General features: G+C 58.5%; 16 protein-coding genes. 12 read left to right on the forward strand and 4 right to left on the reverse strand.

The annotated features are described in order from the left end of the window. Positions 1 to 648: 648 nt before the first annotated feature. A complete protein-coding gene (locus GIR22_RS14130) occupies positions 649 to 1,995 on the reverse strand; it encodes a spinster family MFS transporter (protein WP_154743930.1) in 1,347 nt (448 codons plus the stop codon). 446 nt (positions 1,996 to 2,441) lie between these two features. Continuing rightward, on the reverse strand, positions 2,442 to 2,762 hold the full coding sequence (locus GIR22_RS14135) for a DUF2288 domain-containing protein (protein WP_154743931.1): 321 nt from the start codon (positions 2,760 to 2,762) through the stop codon (positions 2,442 to 2,444). 340 nt (positions 2,763 to 3,102) lie between these two features. Between GIR22_RS14135 and GIR22_RS14140 the strand changes: the two genes are divergently transcribed. The 9 genes from GIR22_RS14140 (at position 3,103) to GIR22_RS14180 (ending at position 11,088) form a co-directional block, all read left to right on the forward strand. Further along, the gene (locus GIR22_RS14140; protein ID WP_154743932.1) at positions 3,103 to 4,230 is read left to right on the forward strand and encodes a branched-chain amino acid ABC transporter substrate-binding protein; all 1,128 of its coding nucleotides are present in this window, start codon (positions 3,103 to 3,105) and stop codon (positions 4,228 to 4,230) included. Between the two features lie 228 nt (positions 4,231 to 4,458). After that, positions 4,459 to 5,382 (forward strand): high-affinity branched-chain amino acid ABC transporter permease LivH, encoded by a 924-nt coding sequence (livH, locus tag GIR22_RS14145; protein WP_123714945.1) that lies wholly within the window; start codon positions 4,459 to 4,461, stop codon positions 5,380 to 5,382. After that, positions 5,379 to 6,632 (forward strand): high-affinity branched-chain amino acid ABC transporter permease LivM, encoded by a 1,254-nt coding sequence (locus GIR22_RS14150; RefSeq protein ID WP_154743933.1) that lies wholly within the window; start codon positions 5,379 to 5,381, stop codon positions 6,630 to 6,632. Before livH ends, GIR22_RS14150 begins: the two co-directional genes overlap by 4 nt. Beyond that, a complete protein-coding gene (gene livG / locus GIR22_RS14155) occupies positions 6,629 to 7,396 on the forward strand; it encodes a high-affinity branched-chain amino acid ABC transporter ATP-binding protein LivG (protein WP_154743934.1) in 768 nt (255 codons plus the stop codon). The genes GIR22_RS14150 and livG overlap by 4 nt, the downstream gene beginning before the upstream one ends. A gap of 1 nt (position 7,397) precedes the next feature. Then, on the forward strand, positions 7,398 to 8,099 hold the full coding sequence (locus tag GIR22_RS14160; protein ID WP_154743935.1) for an ABC transporter ATP-binding protein: 702 nt from the start codon (positions 7,398 to 7,400) through the stop codon (positions 8,097 to 8,099). A gap of 520 nt (positions 8,100 to 8,619) precedes the next feature. Next, the gene (locus tag GIR22_RS14165) at positions 8,620 to 8,925 is read left to right on the forward strand and encodes a BufA1 family periplasmic bufferin-type metallophore (RefSeq protein ID WP_154743936.1); all 306 of its coding nucleotides are present in this window, start codon (positions 8,620 to 8,622) and stop codon (positions 8,923 to 8,925) included. Between the two features lie 23 nt (positions 8,926 to 8,948). Next, positions 8,949 to 9,842, forward strand: coding sequence for an MNIO family bufferin maturase (bufB, locus tag GIR22_RS14170; protein WP_154743937.1), 894 nt, complete (start codon positions 8,949 to 8,951; stop codon positions 9,840 to 9,842). Next, positions 9,839 to 10,606, forward strand: coding sequence for an HvfC/BufC N-terminal domain-containing protein (locus tag GIR22_RS14175; RefSeq protein ID WP_154743938.1), 768 nt, complete (start codon positions 9,839 to 9,841; stop codon positions 10,604 to 10,606). The genes bufB and GIR22_RS14175 overlap by 4 nt, the downstream gene beginning before the upstream one ends. Further along, positions 10,603 to 11,088 carry a DoxX family protein gene (locus GIR22_RS14180; RefSeq protein ID WP_154743939.1) on the forward strand — a complete coding sequence of 162 codons (486 nt, stop codon included), beginning with the start codon at positions 10,603 to 10,605 and terminating at the stop codon, positions 11,086 to 11,088. Before GIR22_RS14175 ends, GIR22_RS14180 begins: the two co-directional genes overlap by 4 nt. On the opposite strand, the gene GIR22_RS14185 is transcribed toward GIR22_RS14180, so the two are convergent. Next, positions 11,085 to 11,993 carry a LysR family transcriptional regulator gene (locus tag GIR22_RS14185; protein WP_154743940.1) on the reverse strand — a complete coding sequence of 303 codons (909 nt, stop codon included), beginning with the start codon at positions 11,991 to 11,993 and terminating at the stop codon, positions 11,085 to 11,087. The two genes, GIR22_RS14180 and GIR22_RS14185, sit on opposite strands and share 4 nt — an antisense overlap. A 104-nt stretch (positions 11,994 to 12,097) precedes the next feature. Here GIR22_RS14185 and GIR22_RS14190 point away from each other — a divergent pair, with 104 nt between their 5' ends. From GIR22_RS14190 to GIR22_RS14200, 3 genes are all read left to right on the forward strand, one after another. Beyond that, positions 12,098 to 12,697, forward strand: a complete 600-nt coding sequence (locus tag GIR22_RS14190) for a short chain dehydrogenase (RefSeq protein WP_154743941.1) — start codon at positions 12,098 to 12,100, stop codon at positions 12,695 to 12,697. 90 nt (positions 12,698 to 12,787) lie between these two features. Beyond that, positions 12,788 to 13,459: a COG3650 family protein gene (locus GIR22_RS14195; RefSeq protein ID WP_154743942.1), complete on the forward strand. Its 672-nt coding sequence runs from the start codon at positions 12,788 to 12,790 to the stop codon at positions 13,457 to 13,459. A gap of 106 nt (positions 13,460 to 13,565) precedes the next feature. Further along, positions 13,566 to 15,179: an NAD(P)/FAD-dependent oxidoreductase gene (locus tag GIR22_RS14200; protein ID WP_154743943.1), complete on the forward strand. Its 1,614-nt coding sequence runs from the start codon at positions 13,566 to 13,568 to the stop codon at positions 15,177 to 15,179. A gap of 75 nt (positions 15,180 to 15,254) precedes the next feature. Here the strand turns inward: GIR22_RS14200 and GIR22_RS14205 are convergent, their stop codons facing one another. Further along, positions 15,255 to 16,349, reverse strand: a complete 1,095-nt coding sequence (locus GIR22_RS14205; RefSeq protein WP_154743944.1) for a PLP-dependent cysteine synthase family protein — start codon at positions 16,347 to 16,349, stop codon at positions 15,255 to 15,257. Positions 16,350 to 16,560 lie beyond the last annotated feature (211 nt).

Consider the following 16,560-nt stretch of genomic DNA (forward strand, 5'->3'; position numbering starts at 1 on the left):
AGGAACCGTCGACCACTGATCACTTGTAGCCGCTGGCGCAGCCTGCGATCGGCTGCGCAGCAGTCGTTTGGGTCTTGAGATTGCTGAAGGTCCTGCGGCCCTTATCGCAGCCTCGTGCCTCGACAGCGGCTACAAGGACCGTCGATCAGCGATCACCTGTAGCCGCTGGCGCAGCCTGCGATCGGCTGCGTAGCAGTCGTTTGGGCCTTGAGATTGCTGAAGGTCCTGCGGCCCTTATCGCAGCCTCGTACCTCGACAGCGGCTACAAGGAACCGTCGATCACCGATTTCCTGTAGCCGCTGGCGCAGCCTGCGATCGGCTGCGTAGCAGTCGTTTGGGTCTTGAGATCGCTGAAGGTCCTGCGGCCCTTATCGCAGCCTCGTGCCTCGACAGCGGCTACAGGGACCGTCGACCACTGATCACTTGTAGCCGCTGGCGCAGCCTGCGATCGGCTGCGCAGCAGTCGTTTGGGTCTTGAGATCGCCGAAGGTCCTTCGGCCCTTATCGCAGCCTCGTACCTCGACAGCGGCTACAAGGGACTGTCGATCACCGATTTCCTGTAGCCGCTGGCGCAGCCTGCGATCGGCTGCGTAGCAGTCGCCTGGGACCTTGAAATCGCTGAAGGTCCTTCGGACCTTATCGTACGGTTCAGGCGGTGACAGCAGCAGCCGGTACCTGCACCGCCACCAACCCTTCCTTCATCCGCTCGGCATCCTTCACAAAACACCGCGACGCCTGGAACAGAAACAGCATGGTCAAGAACAGTGCCACCGGAATCAGGAACATAGCGTCATGCAGCCCCACAGCTTTAAAAGCCTCGCTCATCTGTTCGGCACCGGCAGCATACATCGCAGAATGAGCGAAATGATCAGACAACCCGCCCACCACCACCGGCCCCAGCCCGCCCCCCAACAAATACAGCCCGGCAAAAAACAGGGCCATGGCCGTAGCCCGCAAGCGTGGCTCCACCACATCCTGGATCGCGGTGTAGACGCAGGTATAAAAATTGTAGGCAAACAACCAGCCAACACTGAATAGCGCGACAAACACCCCAATCTCGACCCGACCGGCATACAGCGCCCAGGCGGTGGTAACAGTGGAAATGATCAGACTGAAGGCCGCGAACAACAGCCGGCCATTGGCGATTCGTTGATGGATCTTGTCGGCAATCCAGCCCCCCAGAGTCAGGCCTACCAGGCCCGTGACCCCGACAATTACCCCGGTTGCCACGGCCGCATCCTGCAACGGCATCAGAAAATAGCGCTGCAACATCGGCACCAGGAACGAGTTACACGCATAGGTCGCAAAGTTGAAGCACAGGCCGGCCAATACCAGCCAAAGAAAGGTGGGAACCGCCAGCACCCGGCGAATCGGTCGGTCCACCCGCTCCTGGGACACTTGTACGGCTTCCGCTGCGCCGCGCTTGGGCTCCTTGATAAAAAACATGAACACCGCGAGGATCAACCCTGGCACCGCGGCGATAAAGAACGGTGCCCGCCAGCTGTCGAACGCCTTGACCATCGCACCAATGGTAAAGAACGCCAGCAACAGGCCCAAGGGCAGGCCCAGCATAAAAATCCCCATGGCCCTGGCTCGACGGTGGGCCGGGAACAGATCGCCAATCAACGAGTTGGCCGCCGGCGCATAGCTGGCTTCACCGATACCGATGCCCATGCGCACCAGCAGGAAAGTCCAGAAGCTGCCGACCATGCCATTGACCGCCGTCAACCCGCTCCAGGCTGCCAGGCCCCAGCCCATCAACTTGCTGCGCGAACCAGTATCGGCCATGCGCCCCAAGGGCAAGCCGGCAATGGCGTAGACGATAGTAAAGGCCGTGCCGATGATGCCCAACTGGAAGTCGCTGAGGTGCCACTCCATACGGATCGGTTCGATGATAATCGCCGGAATGGTGCGATCGAAGAAGTTGAACAGGTTGGCCAGGAACAACAGGAAAAGAATGCGCCAGGCATTCGCCGCTTGGGTCGAGTTCTGCATGGGTCCGTCTCTTTTATTGTTATAGAGCTACGATGCCCGACGCATCCTGCCCGGAACCTGCAATCTAGCCAGCCATGACCTGGTTGTCTGTAATGATTCGTAAAGCTGATAGGGCGTAATTTCACTCATCCAACACAGGGTTTCACGCCATAAAAATACGTACTTGAAATGGGCCGCGGTGAGCTGGCCGATCTATTGATCGTTCCCACGCTTTGCGTGGGAATGCATCTTGTGACGCTCTACGTCACACCTTTAAGTGCCAACGTAAAGTCTGGGAACGATCAGCTTAATACCCAGAAACAATTGCACCGGCATTCCGCCACCCGCAAAACTGTTCCCATGACGCTTACGTCACCCTCGGCTGTGATCTTTCTTCACGGCAAGATGCCATCACCGTGAAAGCGGTTACTCCGCTACACACTTATTGCCGGCAAAAGAACGCACCATTATGGCTCCTTGGTTTCGGCGGGCGCCCTTTCCTGGATCAGAATCCACGGGGAAACCACCACCGCCCACAAGCTCGGATCACGCTCCAGCAGGTCCAATGCCCGCGTCGCAGACACTTCGCCAAGGCTCCCGGCGGCCAGCCAGGCAGCGACTTTGCCGCGATTATCCTCGGCCATCCCCTGGGCGGCCTCGATCAAATCCAGGCCGCCGCCGACCCACAATAGGGCGCCCTTGGCAAAGAACGGCTCAAGCTCCTTCCAGGAGATTTCGGCGGTTTCACCGAGCAGCTTGGCATAGAGGGTGCTAGGTTCTTGCGTCATGGGAATTCACCTGAGGAAAAAAATCGGCGTAATCATACCGTCGAGCCCCAGGTAGAAAAACCCAGTTGCAAATGAGGTTCCGATCGAAAGTGCCAGGAAAACCAAGGATTGCCTGAAACACTGGCACAACCGCGCCGCAATTCTGACTTTTTCTTTCATTTAAGCGACATACCCAGCGTTTGTCCCCAAAAGCCAGCTTTTCAATCGACGAACCGGCGCTCTACACTGTACCGGTACAGTTGCCAGGCCGCCTCCGGGGATATCCGAGATATCTGATCCGGTTCAGCAGCTCACAAGGCCGCTAGAACTATAAAAAATACAACAGTAAGAGTGGAGCACTATGAATAAGGCTACTAAGCAGATTTCCAAACTGTTTGCCGCTATGGTCCTGGCCGGGGTTGCCAGCCATTCGTTCGCAGCTGACACCATCAAGATTGGCATCGCCGGCCCTAAAACCGGCCCGGTAACCCAGTACGGCGACATGCAGTTCATGGGTGCCAAACAAGCTATCGAGGACATCAACGCCAAAGGCGGTATTGACGGCAAGATGCTCGAAGCCAAGGAATACGACGACGCTTGCGATCCTAAACAAGCCGTTAACGTCGCCAACAAAGTGGTCAACGACGGCGTCAAGTTCGTAGTCGGTCACCTCTGCTCCAGCTCCACTCAGCCAGCGTCCGATATTTATGAAGACGAAGGCGTCATCATGATTACCCCGGCGGCCACCAGCCCGGAGATCACCTCCCGTGGCTACAAGATGATTTTCCGCACCATCGGCCTGGACAGCGCCCAGGGTCCGGCGGCCGGCAACTACATCGCCGATCACGTCAAGCCGAAGGTCGTAGCCGTATTGCACGACAAGCAGCAATACGGTGAAGGCATCGCCTCCGCCGTGAAGAAAACCCTGGAAGACAAAGGCGTGAAAGTGGCCGTCTTCGAAGGCCTGAACGCAGGTGACAAAGATTTTTCCTCGGTCATCCAAAAGCTCAAACAAGCCAACGTCGACTTTGTCTACTACGGCGGCTACCACCCAGAGCTGGGCCTGATCCTGCGCCAAGCCAAGGAAAAAGGCCTGAACGCCAAGTTCATGGGCCCTGAAGGCGTCGGCAACGACTCCATCTCGCAAATCGCCCAGGGCGCTTCCGAAGGCCTGCTGGTGACCCTGCCGAAATCCTTCGACCAAGACCCGGCTAACAAAGCCATCGTCGACGCTTTCGCAGCCAAGAAGCAGGACCCAAGCGGTCCATTCGTGTTCCCGGCCTACGCTGCCGTTGAAGTGATCGCCGGTGGTATCACTGCCGCGAAAAGCGAAGACACCGATAAAGTGGCCGCTGCCATCCACAAAGGTACCTTCAAGACCCCGACTGGCGAGCTGAGCTTCGACGAGAAGGGCGACCTGAAGGACTTCAAGTTCGTCGTCTACGAATGGCACTTCGGCAAACCAAAAACCGAAGTTTCCCCTCAGTAAGCCAGGCGTTACTGGATAACAAGCCCACTGTGCAAGCAGTGGGCTTTGTTTTACGAGGTTTATGGACCAGGCCCCCGCGATCCGGGAGCTGGTTCACCTGAAAATCTTAAAACCGTCACCAGCGGTTCGCTGGCAAACGCTCGGTGTAAATGTGGTCACAGAACACAGCATCGGGCCGGAACATGACTCCACCAGTGAAATGCGTATCGGGTTTTTAGGAGCGCTGTAATGCCTGAGATCTATCATTTTTTCCAACAGCTGGTTAATGGGCTGACCATTGGCAGCACTTATGCCTTGATAGCCATTGGCTACACAATGGTTTATGGCATCATTGGAATGATTAACTTCGCCCATGGCGAGGTCTACATGATTGGTTCCTATGTGGCCTTCATTGCCCTTGCCGGGCTGGCCATGATGGGTATCCACTCACTGCCGCTGTTGATGACCGCCGCATTCATCGCGTCGATCGTCGTGACCAGTGCCTATGGTTACAGTATCGAACGCGTCGCCTACCGCCCCTTGCGCGGCAGCAACCGTTTGATCCCACTGATTTCCGCCATCGGTATGTCGATTTTCCTGCAGAACACCGTATTGCTGTCCCAGGACTCCAAGGACAAATCCATTCCCAACCTGATCCCGGGAAGCATCTCCTTCGGCCCAGGCGGCGCGGAAGAAGTCCTGATCTCCTATATGCAGATCCTGGTCTTCATCGTCACCCTGGTGGCCATGCTGGGCCTGACCCTGTTCATCTCTCGCTCCCGTCTGGGGCGCGCCTGCCGGGCCTGCGCCGAAGACATCAAGATGGCCAACCTGTTGGGGATCAACACCAACAACATCATCGCCTTGACCTTCGTCATCGGTGCTGCACTGGCGGCCGTCGCGGCCGTGTTGCTGAGCATGCAATATGGCGTGATCAACCCCAACGCCGGTTTCCTGGTGGGCCTGAAGGCCTTTACCGCGGCAGTATTGGGCGGCATCGGCAGTATTCCGGGCGCGATGCTCGGAGGGCTGGTGCTGGGAGTGGCCGAAGCCTTTGGTGCCGATATCTTCGGCGACCAATACAAGGACGTGGTGGCATTCGGTCTTTTGGTTCTGGTGCTGTTGTTCCGGCCGACCGGCATTCTGGGCCGTCCGGAGGTTGAGAAAGTATGAGCAAATATCTTAAACAGGCGCTGTTCAGCGCCTTGCTGGTGTGGGCCGTGGCCTTCCCGGTACTGGGGCTCAAACTGAGCATTGTCGGCATCCACCTTGAAGTGCATGGCACCGGCCCCGTGACCCTGAGCATCATCGCCCTGTGCTCGGTGCTGATGTTCCTGCGCGTGCTGCTCACCCAGCAAGTCGGCGCCCTGTTCAAATCCAACCGTGGCCCGTTGGTATCGCCCAAGGTCAGCCAATTCCTGACCCTGCCGCGCACCCAACGCTACATCATCATCGGCCTGATCGTGGCCGCGCTGATCTGGCCGTTCTTCGGTTCCCGTGGCGCGGTTGACATCGCCACCCTGATCCTGATCTACGTGTTACTGGGCCTGGGCCTGAACATCGTGGTCGGCCTCGCCGGCCTGCTGGACCTGGGGTATGTGGGCTTCTACGCCGTGGGTGCCTACACCTACGCGTTGCTGTCGCATTACCTGGGCTGGAGCTTCTGGATCTGCCTGCCACTGGCAGGCCTGATGGCGGCCACGTTCGGCTTCCTGCTGGGCTTCCCGGTGTTGCGCCTGCGAGGTGACTACTTGGCGATCGTGACCCTGGGCTTCGGTGAAATTATCCGCCTGTTCCTACGTAACCTGACGGACATCACCGGTGGCCCCAACGGTATCAGCAGCATTCCCAAGCCGACCTTCTTTGGGCTGTCGTTCGACCGTACTGCTGCCGAAGGCATGCAGACCTTCCACGAATATTTCGGCCTGCCCTACAGCTCTATCAACAAAGTGATCTTTCTCTATCTGGTTGCGCTACTGCTGGCCCTGGCAGCGCTGTTCGTGATCAACCGCTTGCTGCGCATGCCTATCGGGCGCGCCTGGGAAGCGCTGCGTGAGGATGAAATCGCCTGCCGTGCATTGGGCCTCAATCCGACCGTGATCAAGCTCTCGGCCTTCACTCTCGGCGCTGCGTTCGCCGGTTTTGCCGGCAGCTTCTTTGCGGCGCGCCAAGGCCTGGTGACTCCGGAATCGTTCACTTTCATCGAGTCGGCGATCATCCTCGCCATCGTGGTATTGGGTGGCATGGGTTCGCAGTTGGGTGTGATCCTGGCGGCGATCGTGATGATCCTGCTACCGGAAATGATGCGCGAGTTTAGTGAGTACCGCATGTTGATGTTCGGCGCCATGATGGTGCTGATGATGATCTGGCGCCCTCAAGGCTTGCTGCCCATGCAGCGTCCACACATGGAGCTACGCAAATGAGCCGCGAGATCCTCAAGGTTGAAAACCTGAGCATGCGCTTCGGCGGCTTGCTGGCGGTCAATGGCGTGGCCCTGACCGTGAAAGAAAAACAGGTCGTGGCGCTCATTGGTCCTAACGGCGCCGGCAAGACCACAGTGTTCAACTGCCTGACCGGTTTCTACAAGCCCAGCGGTGGCAACATCCTGCTGGACGGCCAACCGATCCAGGGCCTTGCCGGCCACGATATTGCCCGCAAGGGCGTGGTGCGCACCTTCCAGAACGTGCGGTTGTTCAAAGACATGACTGCGATCGAGAACCTGTTGATCGCCCAGCACCGTCACCTGAACACCAACTTCTTCGCAGGCCTGTTCAAGACGCCGGGGTTCCGTAAAAGCGAGCGCGAGGCCATGGAATATGCCGCGTATTGGCTGGATAAGGTCAACCTGACCGAGTTTGCCAACCGCCCGGCTGGCACTCTGGCTTACGGCCAGCAACGTCGCTTGGAAATCGCCCGCTGCATGATGACCCGCCCACGGATCCTCATGCTCGACGAACCGGCCGCAGGCCTGAATCCCAGGGAAACCGAAGACCTCAAGGCGTTGATCGGTATGCTGCGCGAAGAACACAACGTCACCGTGTTGCTGATCGAGCACGACATGAAACTGGTCATGAGCATTTCCGACCATATCGTGGTGATCAACCAGGGCACGCCACTGGCCGACGGAACGCCGGAACAGATCCGCGATAATCCGGAAGTGATCAAAGCCTATTTGGGGGAAGCGTAAAATGCTGCAATTCGAAAACGTTTCCACTTTCTACGGCAAGATCCAGGCCCTGCACGACGTCAATGTCGAAGTGCGTCAGGGCGAGATCGTCACGCTGATCGGTGCCAACGGTGCGGGCAAGTCCACCTTGCTGATGACCCTGTGCGGTTCACCCCAGGCGCACAGCGGTAGCGTGCGCTACATGGGTGAAGAACTGGTGGGCCAACACTGCTCGCAAATCATGCGCAAGAGTATTGCCGTAGTGCCCGAGGGCCGTCGGGTATTTGCCCGCCTTACCGTGGAGGAGAACCTGGCCATGGGCGGGTTCTTCACGGACAAGGGCGATTACCAGGAACAGATGGATAAGGTGCTGCACCTGTTTCCGCGACTCAAGGAACGCTTCAACCAGCGCGGCGGCACCATGTCCGGCGGCGAACAGCAAATGCTCGCCATTGGCCGGGCACTGATGAGCAAGCCCAAGCTGTTGTTATTGGACGAGCCATCCCTGGGCCTGGCGCCGATCATCATCCAGCAGATCTTCGACATCATCGAGCAACTGCGCAAGGACGGTGTCACTGTGTTCCTGGTGGAACAGAACGCCAACCAAGCGCTGAAAATCGCCGATCGTGCCTACGTGCTGGAAAATGGCCGGGTAGTGATGCAGGGTACTGGTGAACAATTGCTAACCGATCCAAAAGTGCGTGAGGCGTACCTGGGAGGCTGACCCAAAAACTCTGTAGCCGCTGGCGCAGCCTACGATCGGCTGCGTAGCAGTCGTCTGGGCCTTGAGATTGTTGAAGGTCCTACGGCCCTTATCGCAGCCTCGTACCTCGACAGCGGCTACAAAGACCGCGCCGATCTCCTGTAGCCGCTGGCGCAGCCTGCGATCGGCTGCGTAGCAGTCGTTTGGGCCTTGAAACTGTTGAAGGTCCTACGGCCCTTATCGCAGCCTCGTGCCTCGACAGCGGCTACAGAAGCCCGTCGATCACCGATCACCTGTAGCCGCTGGCGTAGCCTACGATCGGCTGCGTAGCAGTCGTTTGGGCCTTGAAATTGTTGAAGGTCCTTCGGCCCTTATCGCAGCCTCGTGCCTCGACAGCGGCTACAGATTTTTCTGGAGAGGTATTCTGATAGGTATTCGAATTATTTTCTGATGCGTGTGTAACGACTCCCCTCCCCCTTTCTCTAGTGGTGTAAGCAAGCACTAACGCTTCCTTACTCAACCTCACTGCTGGAGAAACATCATGACTGCTACCACCCGCTCCCTGTCTGCCGCCACCTTGGTCTTGGCCCTGGGTTCTGCCATGAGCCTGTCCGCACTGACCACCAGCGCCCACGCTGCCGACGACATGCAAAAGTGCTTCGGCATTGCCGAGGCCGGCAAGAACGATTGCGCCGCCGGTGCCGGTACATCCTGCGCAGGCACCTCGAAAACCAAGGATCAGGCCAATGCCTGGAAACTGGTTCCAGCCGGTACCTGCCTCAAGACCCCAAGCTCCACTTCGCCCACGGGTTTCGGCCAGGAAGCAACCTTCAGCGCAAAATCCTGAAACCGCCCTTCGCCTGAGTACTGATGATGACGCTTTCATCCCTGCACTCTGTCGCCAAGGCGTCGGCCTCCCAGACCCAGGCGCCCGGCCTTCCCTGCCGGGCCGGGCTGGGGCTGAAAAACGAGCACTTCAATGAAGTACTCAAGACCCTGCCTGACATCGGCTTCTTTGAAGTCCACGCCGAAAACTACATGGTGGCAGGCGGGCCTTTTCATCACTACCTGAGGTTGATCCGCGAACGATACCCCCTGTCACTGCACGGTGTCGGCCTGTCCATCGGCGGCGAAGATCCGTTGAGCCTCGATCACCTGGCACGCCTTGGCGCACTGATCGAACGTTATCAACCCCACGCCTTTTCCGAACACCTGGCCTGGTCCAGCCACGGCCCGGTGTTTCTCAATGACTTGCTGCCCCTCGCCTATGACCGCGAAACCCTGAATCGGGTGTGCGCGCATATTGATCAGGTGCAAACCGCTCTCAAGCGGCCAATGCTGCTGGAAAATCCCTCGACCTACCTGCAGTTCCAGCATTCCACTCTGGACGAAACGAGCTTCATCAGCGAAATCATCCGCCGTACCGGATGCGGCTTGCTGCTGGACGTCAACAACGCGTACATCTCCTGCATCAACCATCAGCGTGACCCCATGGGTTATATCGATGCCTTGCCACTGCACGCGGTGGGTGAAATTCATTTGGCAGGCTTTGCCGAAGACACTGACAGCCTCAATGATCGCTTACTGATCGACGACCATGGTGCGCCCATCGACAACGCCGTATGGCTCCTATACCAGCGAGTTCTGGAACGGACCGGCCCGATTGCCACGCTGATTGAACGAGACAACCAGGTGCCAGCCTTCAGCGCGCTGCATGCCGAAGCTCGCCGGGCCGACCAACACTTGCTGGAGGCGTGCCCATGAGCCGCCAAACGGTGTTTGCCAATGCTCTGCTGGCACCCGACGAGCACTGCCCCGAAGGCCTGTTCAGCAGCAACGGTGCTGATCCGGCCAGTCGTTTCGCGGTCTATCGCAATAACGTTCACAGTTCGTTGATCAACGCGCTGGCCGCTGGGTATCCAGTGACGATGCAACTGGTGGGCGAAGTGTTTTTCCGGGCCATGGCGGGGCTTTATGTCCAGGCATTCCCACCTGACAGCCCGCTGATCAATGAGTATGGCCGTGATTTCGCCGACTTTATCCAAGGCTTTGCCCCCGCCACCAGCGTACCGTACCTGGCCGATGTAGCACGACTGGAGCGCCTGAGGGTGAAGGCCTATCACGCGGCGGATGCGTTGCCACCGGATCAGTCACTCGCCATCGCCGACCTGCAACAGCAGGGCGAGTTGCGCCTGCGTTTGCATCCGTCCGTCGCAACCCTGAGTTCGGCCTACGCCGTGGTGGCGTTATGGGCGGCACACCAGACAGAAGCCCCCTTGGCTGCTCTTCCTCTCCGGCATGCCCAAAACGCCCTGATTCTGCGCAATGGCCTGCAGGTCAAGGTGTTCGCCATCGACAGCGGCACGGTGGCGTTTATCAAGAGCCTGAACAATGACTGGCCATTAGATATAGCCGTGGCCTACGCCCTCGACTCAACCGCCGAATTTGACCTGCACCAATGCCTGGCCTTGCTGGTCAGCCACGGCGCCATCACTCATTTGCACACAAAACAAAAGGTATCGCCATGAAGCCTGCCCTGCCACGCCTGGTCCAGCAGATCATCTATCTGTTCGAAAAAATCCCCTACAGCCTGATCGCCTTCATCGCACGCTTCTCCATTGCAGCGGTGTTCTGGAAATCCGGTCAAACCAAGGTCGAGGGCTTTGCCGTAGACCTGATCAGTGGCACCTTCCAACCGGGGGTACCACACTTGGCCAGCTCCACCCTGCCGCTATTTCGCAGCGAATATCGCGTGCCGTTGTTATCACCGGAAGTGGCTGCCCATATGGCGGCCTTCGCCGAGCACGTGTTCCCGCTGCTGATTCTGGTGGGCTTCGCCACACGCTTCTCAGCGTTGGCTCTGTTGGGGATGACGCTGACCATTCAGCTATTTATCTACCCGGACGCCTACCCTACCCATGGCACCTGGAGTGCCTTGCTGCTGCTATTGATGGCCAACGGGCCCGGACGCCTGTCGATTGATCAATTGATTGCCCGGCGCTACCGCTAAAGCCGATCCAATGCTTCGCCGCTACGCTTGAACCAATGCACCAGATAATCCGACAGTACTTGGGTACGGCGGGGCAGGCCACCCTGATAGGGGTGGACCAAGTACATCGGCATGCTGCGGGTCTGATAGTCGCGCAGGAGCCAGCGCAAACTGCCGTCAGCCAACGCCGTCTGCAACACGTAGGACGGCAGCCGCGCGATACCGGCACCGGCCAGGGCGGCTTTTTTCAACAAAGTGTAGTGATTGGACGCGAAGATTCCGGAAACACGCACCCGCAGCAGGTCATGTTGTTGGTGATACAACCACTCTTCGCGGCCGCTGTAATGGCTGTTGAGCAAGCAATTGTGTGCCGCCAGTTCAGCAGGCGTCAGGGGTTCACCGTATTGCTCCAGATAGGCGGGGCTCGCGCAGGTCATTTCGTGCCAGGCCAGCAATGGCTTGGCCACCAACCGCTCATCGTTAGCCACCTCCGAACGCACCGCCAGGTCGAAGCCGTCTCGAGCCAGATCGCGATAGCTGTTGTTGAGCTCCAACTCGATCTGCACCTGTGGGTACTGCCGGGAAAACTCCAGCAGTAACCCATCGAAGAAGGTTTCTCCCAAGGACACCGGAACCGTCATACGCACCGGACCGGCCAAGTCATCCTTGAGCCTGGCCAGTGCCTGACGCGCCCGCTCGACCTGCACCACCAACGCCTGGGCCTGAGGCAACAGCGCTGCGCCAGCAGCCGTCAGGCTCAGGCGGCGGGTGGTCCGGTGCAGCAACACCACTGCGAACCGACTCTCCAACTGGCTGATGCGCTTGGACAGTTGCCCCTTGCTGCACCCGAGTTGCTGGGCCGCCACGGTAAAACTGCCGGCTTCGATCAACACGGCAAAGGCTGCGAGGTCATCCATTTCGCTCATGGATTGTTTCCATATAAGAACCAAAGGTTTCCAATTAGCGCGCTTATACCATCGAAAAACAACTCTAGACTGAGCACTCACCTACGCATCTGGAGGAAAACACGATGAAAATTCTATTGATTGGCGCCAGCGGCACCGTGGGTTCGGCGGTCAAGGCAGAACTGTCCCAACGCCATGAGGTCATCACCATCGGTCGCAAAAGCGGCGACTTTCAGGTCGACATCAGCAACAGCACGTCAATCCGCAAATTGTTCGAGCAAACCGGCAAATTCGACGCCCTGGTCTGCGCGGCCGGCAGCGTCAATTTCATGCCCCTGGCAGACATGAGTGCAGCCGACTTCGACTTGGGCCTGCAAGACAAGCTGATGGGCCAGGTCAACTTACTGCTGATCGGCCGGGAGTTTGCCAACGATGGGGCATCGTTCACCTTTACCAGCGGCATTCTCAACCGCGATCCGATTCGTACTGGTGCCTCGGCTGCGCTGGTCAACGGTGCCCTGGATGCCTTCGTGAAAGCGGCGGCAATTGAGTTGCCACGGGGCCTGCGCATCAACTCGGTCAGCCCGACCGTCCTGCTGGAGGCCATGGGCAGCTATGCAGCGTATTTCCGTGGTTTCAAACCGGTTCCGGCAGCGGATGTGGCACTGGCCTATGCGAAAAGCGTGGAAGGCTTACAAACTGGTCAAGCCTATAACGTAGGCTGAAATCTGGCGATATTGACGCAACTCATGTCCCAGACTTGTGATGCACCGCCAGCCTGCGTAACGTGGCGGCACTTATCAGGAGACCCGATCATGCGTGCCGCCCGTTCCCTAGTGCTGATTGCCCTGCTCCCTCTTTTCTCTGCCTGCCAGATGTTCGAAAAGGAGCCGGCCAAGCCCTCCTTCGCGAGCCTGACCCGTATGCAAGGGGAGCTGACAGCCATCGGTAACAAGTTGCTGTTCCAACCTTGCAATGACCCACGCAACTATGTGGTCAACGACACCGGCGGCACCAGCATCCTCCAGGAAGCGGCCTCCCTGGCTGGCCAGCAAGGGGCCCTGTTTGCCGACTTGCGTGGCAAGTTTTCCGGCGTTGCCAGCGGTACCCAGGGCCAGGTTGACCTGCAACAACTCTATCGACTCGAACGCTCGACCTCGGCCTGCGATGACCCCGATTTCAAGCGCATGATCCTACGCGCCAATGGTCACAAACCCGCCTGGGCCATGAACATCACCGCCAAGGGCATGGTTCTGGAGCGTGAAGGCCAGCCGCCACTGGCGGTGCCCTATGTGGAAGAGCAGTTGGGCGATGGCCGTTTCAACCTCATGACCGAAGCCAACAACCAACACATTGAACTGTGGGTCGCCCCACAACGGTGTGTCGACAATGTCAGCGGCAGCCTGCAACACATGAGCGCCGAGCTGCGAGTCAACGGCCAGGTGCAACGTGGTTGTGCGGCGTTCGGCGGCTCCCGGGACGACTGATTCAGTCCTGGGCTGTTTTAACATGACGGGAAACCGCTATTGGGGCTTATAATCACCGGTTTGCAAAACCGCCGGCCGCAACCAACGCCGCATACCGGATCCTGTCATGTTACGAATCACCGAACTCAAGCTGCCCATCGACCATCCCGAAGAAGACCTGCGGCCCGCCATCGTGCAGCGCCTGGGCATCGCCAGTGATGACCTGCTCGATTTCACCCTGTTCAAACGCAGCTACGACGCCCGCAAAAAATCATCAGAGCTGTGCTTCATTTATACCGTCGACCTGAACGTGAAAGGCGAAGCGGCCCTGTTGCTCAAGTTTGTCGATGATCGTAACGTCAACCCGGCGCCGGACATCAGCTACAAGGTGGTGGGCCAGGCGCCGCAAGGGCTGACTGAACGCCCGATCGTGGTCGGCTTCGGTCCTTGCGGGATTTTCGCCGGTTTGCTGCTGGCACAGATGGGCTTCAAGCCAATCATCCTCGAGCGCGGCAAGGAAGTGCGCCAACGCACCAAGGACACCTGGGGCCTGTGGCGTAAAAGCGTGCTCAACCCGGAATCCAACGTGCAGTTCGGCGAAGGTGGTGCCGGGACGTTTTCCGACGGCAAGCTCTACAGCCAGATCAAGGACCCGCAGTTTCACGGGCGCAAGGTCCTGCACGAATTCGTAAAGGCGGGCGCCCCGGAAGAAATCCTCTACGTCAGCAAGCCGCACATCGGTACGTTCCGACTGACCGGCGTAGTGGAAAACATGCGCCAGCAGATCATCGCCCTGGGCGGTGAAGTGCGTTTTGAGCAACGGGTGACTGACGTACTGATCGAGGACGGCCAGTTGAATGGCGTGGTCATCGATGGCGGCGAACAGATTATGTCCAGGCACGTAATCCTCGCCCTCGGCCACAGCGCTCGCGACACGTTCCGCATGCTCCACGGCCGCGGAGTGTATATGGAAGCCAAGCCATTCTCGGTGGGCTTTCGGATCGAGCACCCGCAATCGCTGATCGACGCCGCACGCCTGGGCAAGTATGCCGGGCACCCGAAACTGGGCGCCGCCGACTACAAACTGGTGCACCACGCCAAGAATGGGCGCTCGGTCTACAGCTTCTGTATGTGCCCGGGCGGCACGGTTGTCGCAGCGACATCCGAGCCAAACCGCGTCGTGACCAACGGCATGAGCCAATACTCCCGTAACGAACGCAATGCCAACTCCGGGATCGTGGTAGGCATCACCCCTGAAGTGGATTATCCGGGCGGCCCACTGGCCGGGATCGAGTTGCAGGAGCGTCTTGAGTCCCACGCCTTTATCCTCGGCGGCAGCAATTACGAGGCCCCGGCTCAACTGGTGGGCGACTTCATTGCCGGCAAACCTTCCACTGCCATCGGCACTGTCGAACCGTCCTACAAACCAGGAGTATCCATGGGCGACCTGGCCCTGGCCTTGCCCGATTTCGCCATCGAAGCCATCCGCGAAGCCTTGCCGGCGTTCGAGAAGCAGATCAAGGGTTATTCGCTGCACGATGCAGTACTGACCGGGATCGAAACCCGCACGTCATCGCCACTGCGCATTACGCGTAACGAATCGATGCAGAGTTTGAATGTGCAAGGGCTGTTCCCGGCCGGTGAAGGTGCCGGGTATGCCGGTGGGATTCTGTCAGCAGGTGTCGACGGTGTTCGGATTGCCGAAGCAGTGGCGCGGGATATATTGGCCAGCGAAGGCTGAAATTCAAGCTTCAAGCCACAAGTTAGAAGCAGATACAGCATCGGCTTTTTCTTGTCGCTTGCAGCTAGCGACTTCTCAAATATTGGCGCGCAATACGCTGTCCGGCAGCGCCTCTCCCCGCTCGACACTGGCCGCAACCGCGGCCATCAAGTCCTCCAACTCATACCCTTGCGCTGCCAGCCATGCTGGGTCGTAATACGTGGTGGCATACCGCTCGCCACCATCGCACAAGATCGCCACGATCGACCCCGTCTCCCCGGTCGCCTTCATCTGCTGCGCGGCCATCAGCGCCCCTATCAGGTTGGTCCCGCTGGAACCACCCACGCGCCGGCCCAGGCGCTGCGCCAGATAGTGCATCGCCGCCAGTGACAAGGCATCCGGCACCTTGACCATGGCATCGATGACCTTGGGCAAAAACGACGCTTCAACCCGTGGCCGGCCAATGCCTTCGATTCGCGAACCACAATCCAGGCGCAGCGTCGCATCCCCAGTCTGGTAATAGTCAAAGAACACCGAACGCTCGGCATCGGCACACAATACTCGCGTGCAATGCTGGCGATAACGCACATAGCGCCCCAGAGTCGCCGTGGTGCCCCCGGTACCCGGGCTGGAAATCAACCAGCTCGGCTCCGGATATCGCTCGAAGCGCAACTGCTGGAAGATCGACTCGGCAATATTGTTGTTCGCACGCCAGTCGGTGGCGCGTTCAGCGTAGGTGAACTGGTCCATGAAATGACCGCCGCTTTCCCGGGCCAACCGTTCGGACTCGGCATAAATTTGCGTCGGATCCTGCACCAAATGACTCTTGCCACCGTAGAAGGCGATCTGGGCAATCTTCTCCTGGGATGTAGTCGCCGGCATCACCGCAATAAACGGCAGACCCAGCAGGCGGGCAAAGTACGCCTCGGAAATCGCGGTAGACCCGCTGGATGCCTCGATCACCGGCGCACCAGGTTTGAGCCAACCATTACACAATGCATAGAGAAACAACGAACGAGCCAACCGATGCTTGAGGCTGCCGGTGGGATGACTCGACTCATCCTTGAAGTACAACTCGATACCCGGCAAGCCCGGCAGCGCCAAAGGGATCAGGTGAGTGTCGGCACTGCGCTGGAAGTCCGCTTCAATAATGCGAATGGCTTCGCGGGCCCAAGGTCGGTTGTTGCTCATTTTTGGCTTCTCTTAGGTTTTCAGACTTGATCTTAGGATGTTTCCCACACTCAACACAGGTACAGTCCGGACTCAATTGGTCACACAATTACCAGGCTTTGGCGTAACGACAACTTCCCGCCTCTCTTATAACAAATAAGAATATAACTTTTGTTTTAACAACTAACGGTACGGGTTAGGGTACCCACCTATTGAACCTTGATTGGAGAGC

Source organism: Pseudomonas karstica (assembly GCF_009707515.1).
Classification (GTDB): Bacteria; Pseudomonadota; Gammaproteobacteria; order Pseudomonadales; family Pseudomonadaceae; genus Aquipseudomonas; species Aquipseudomonas karstica.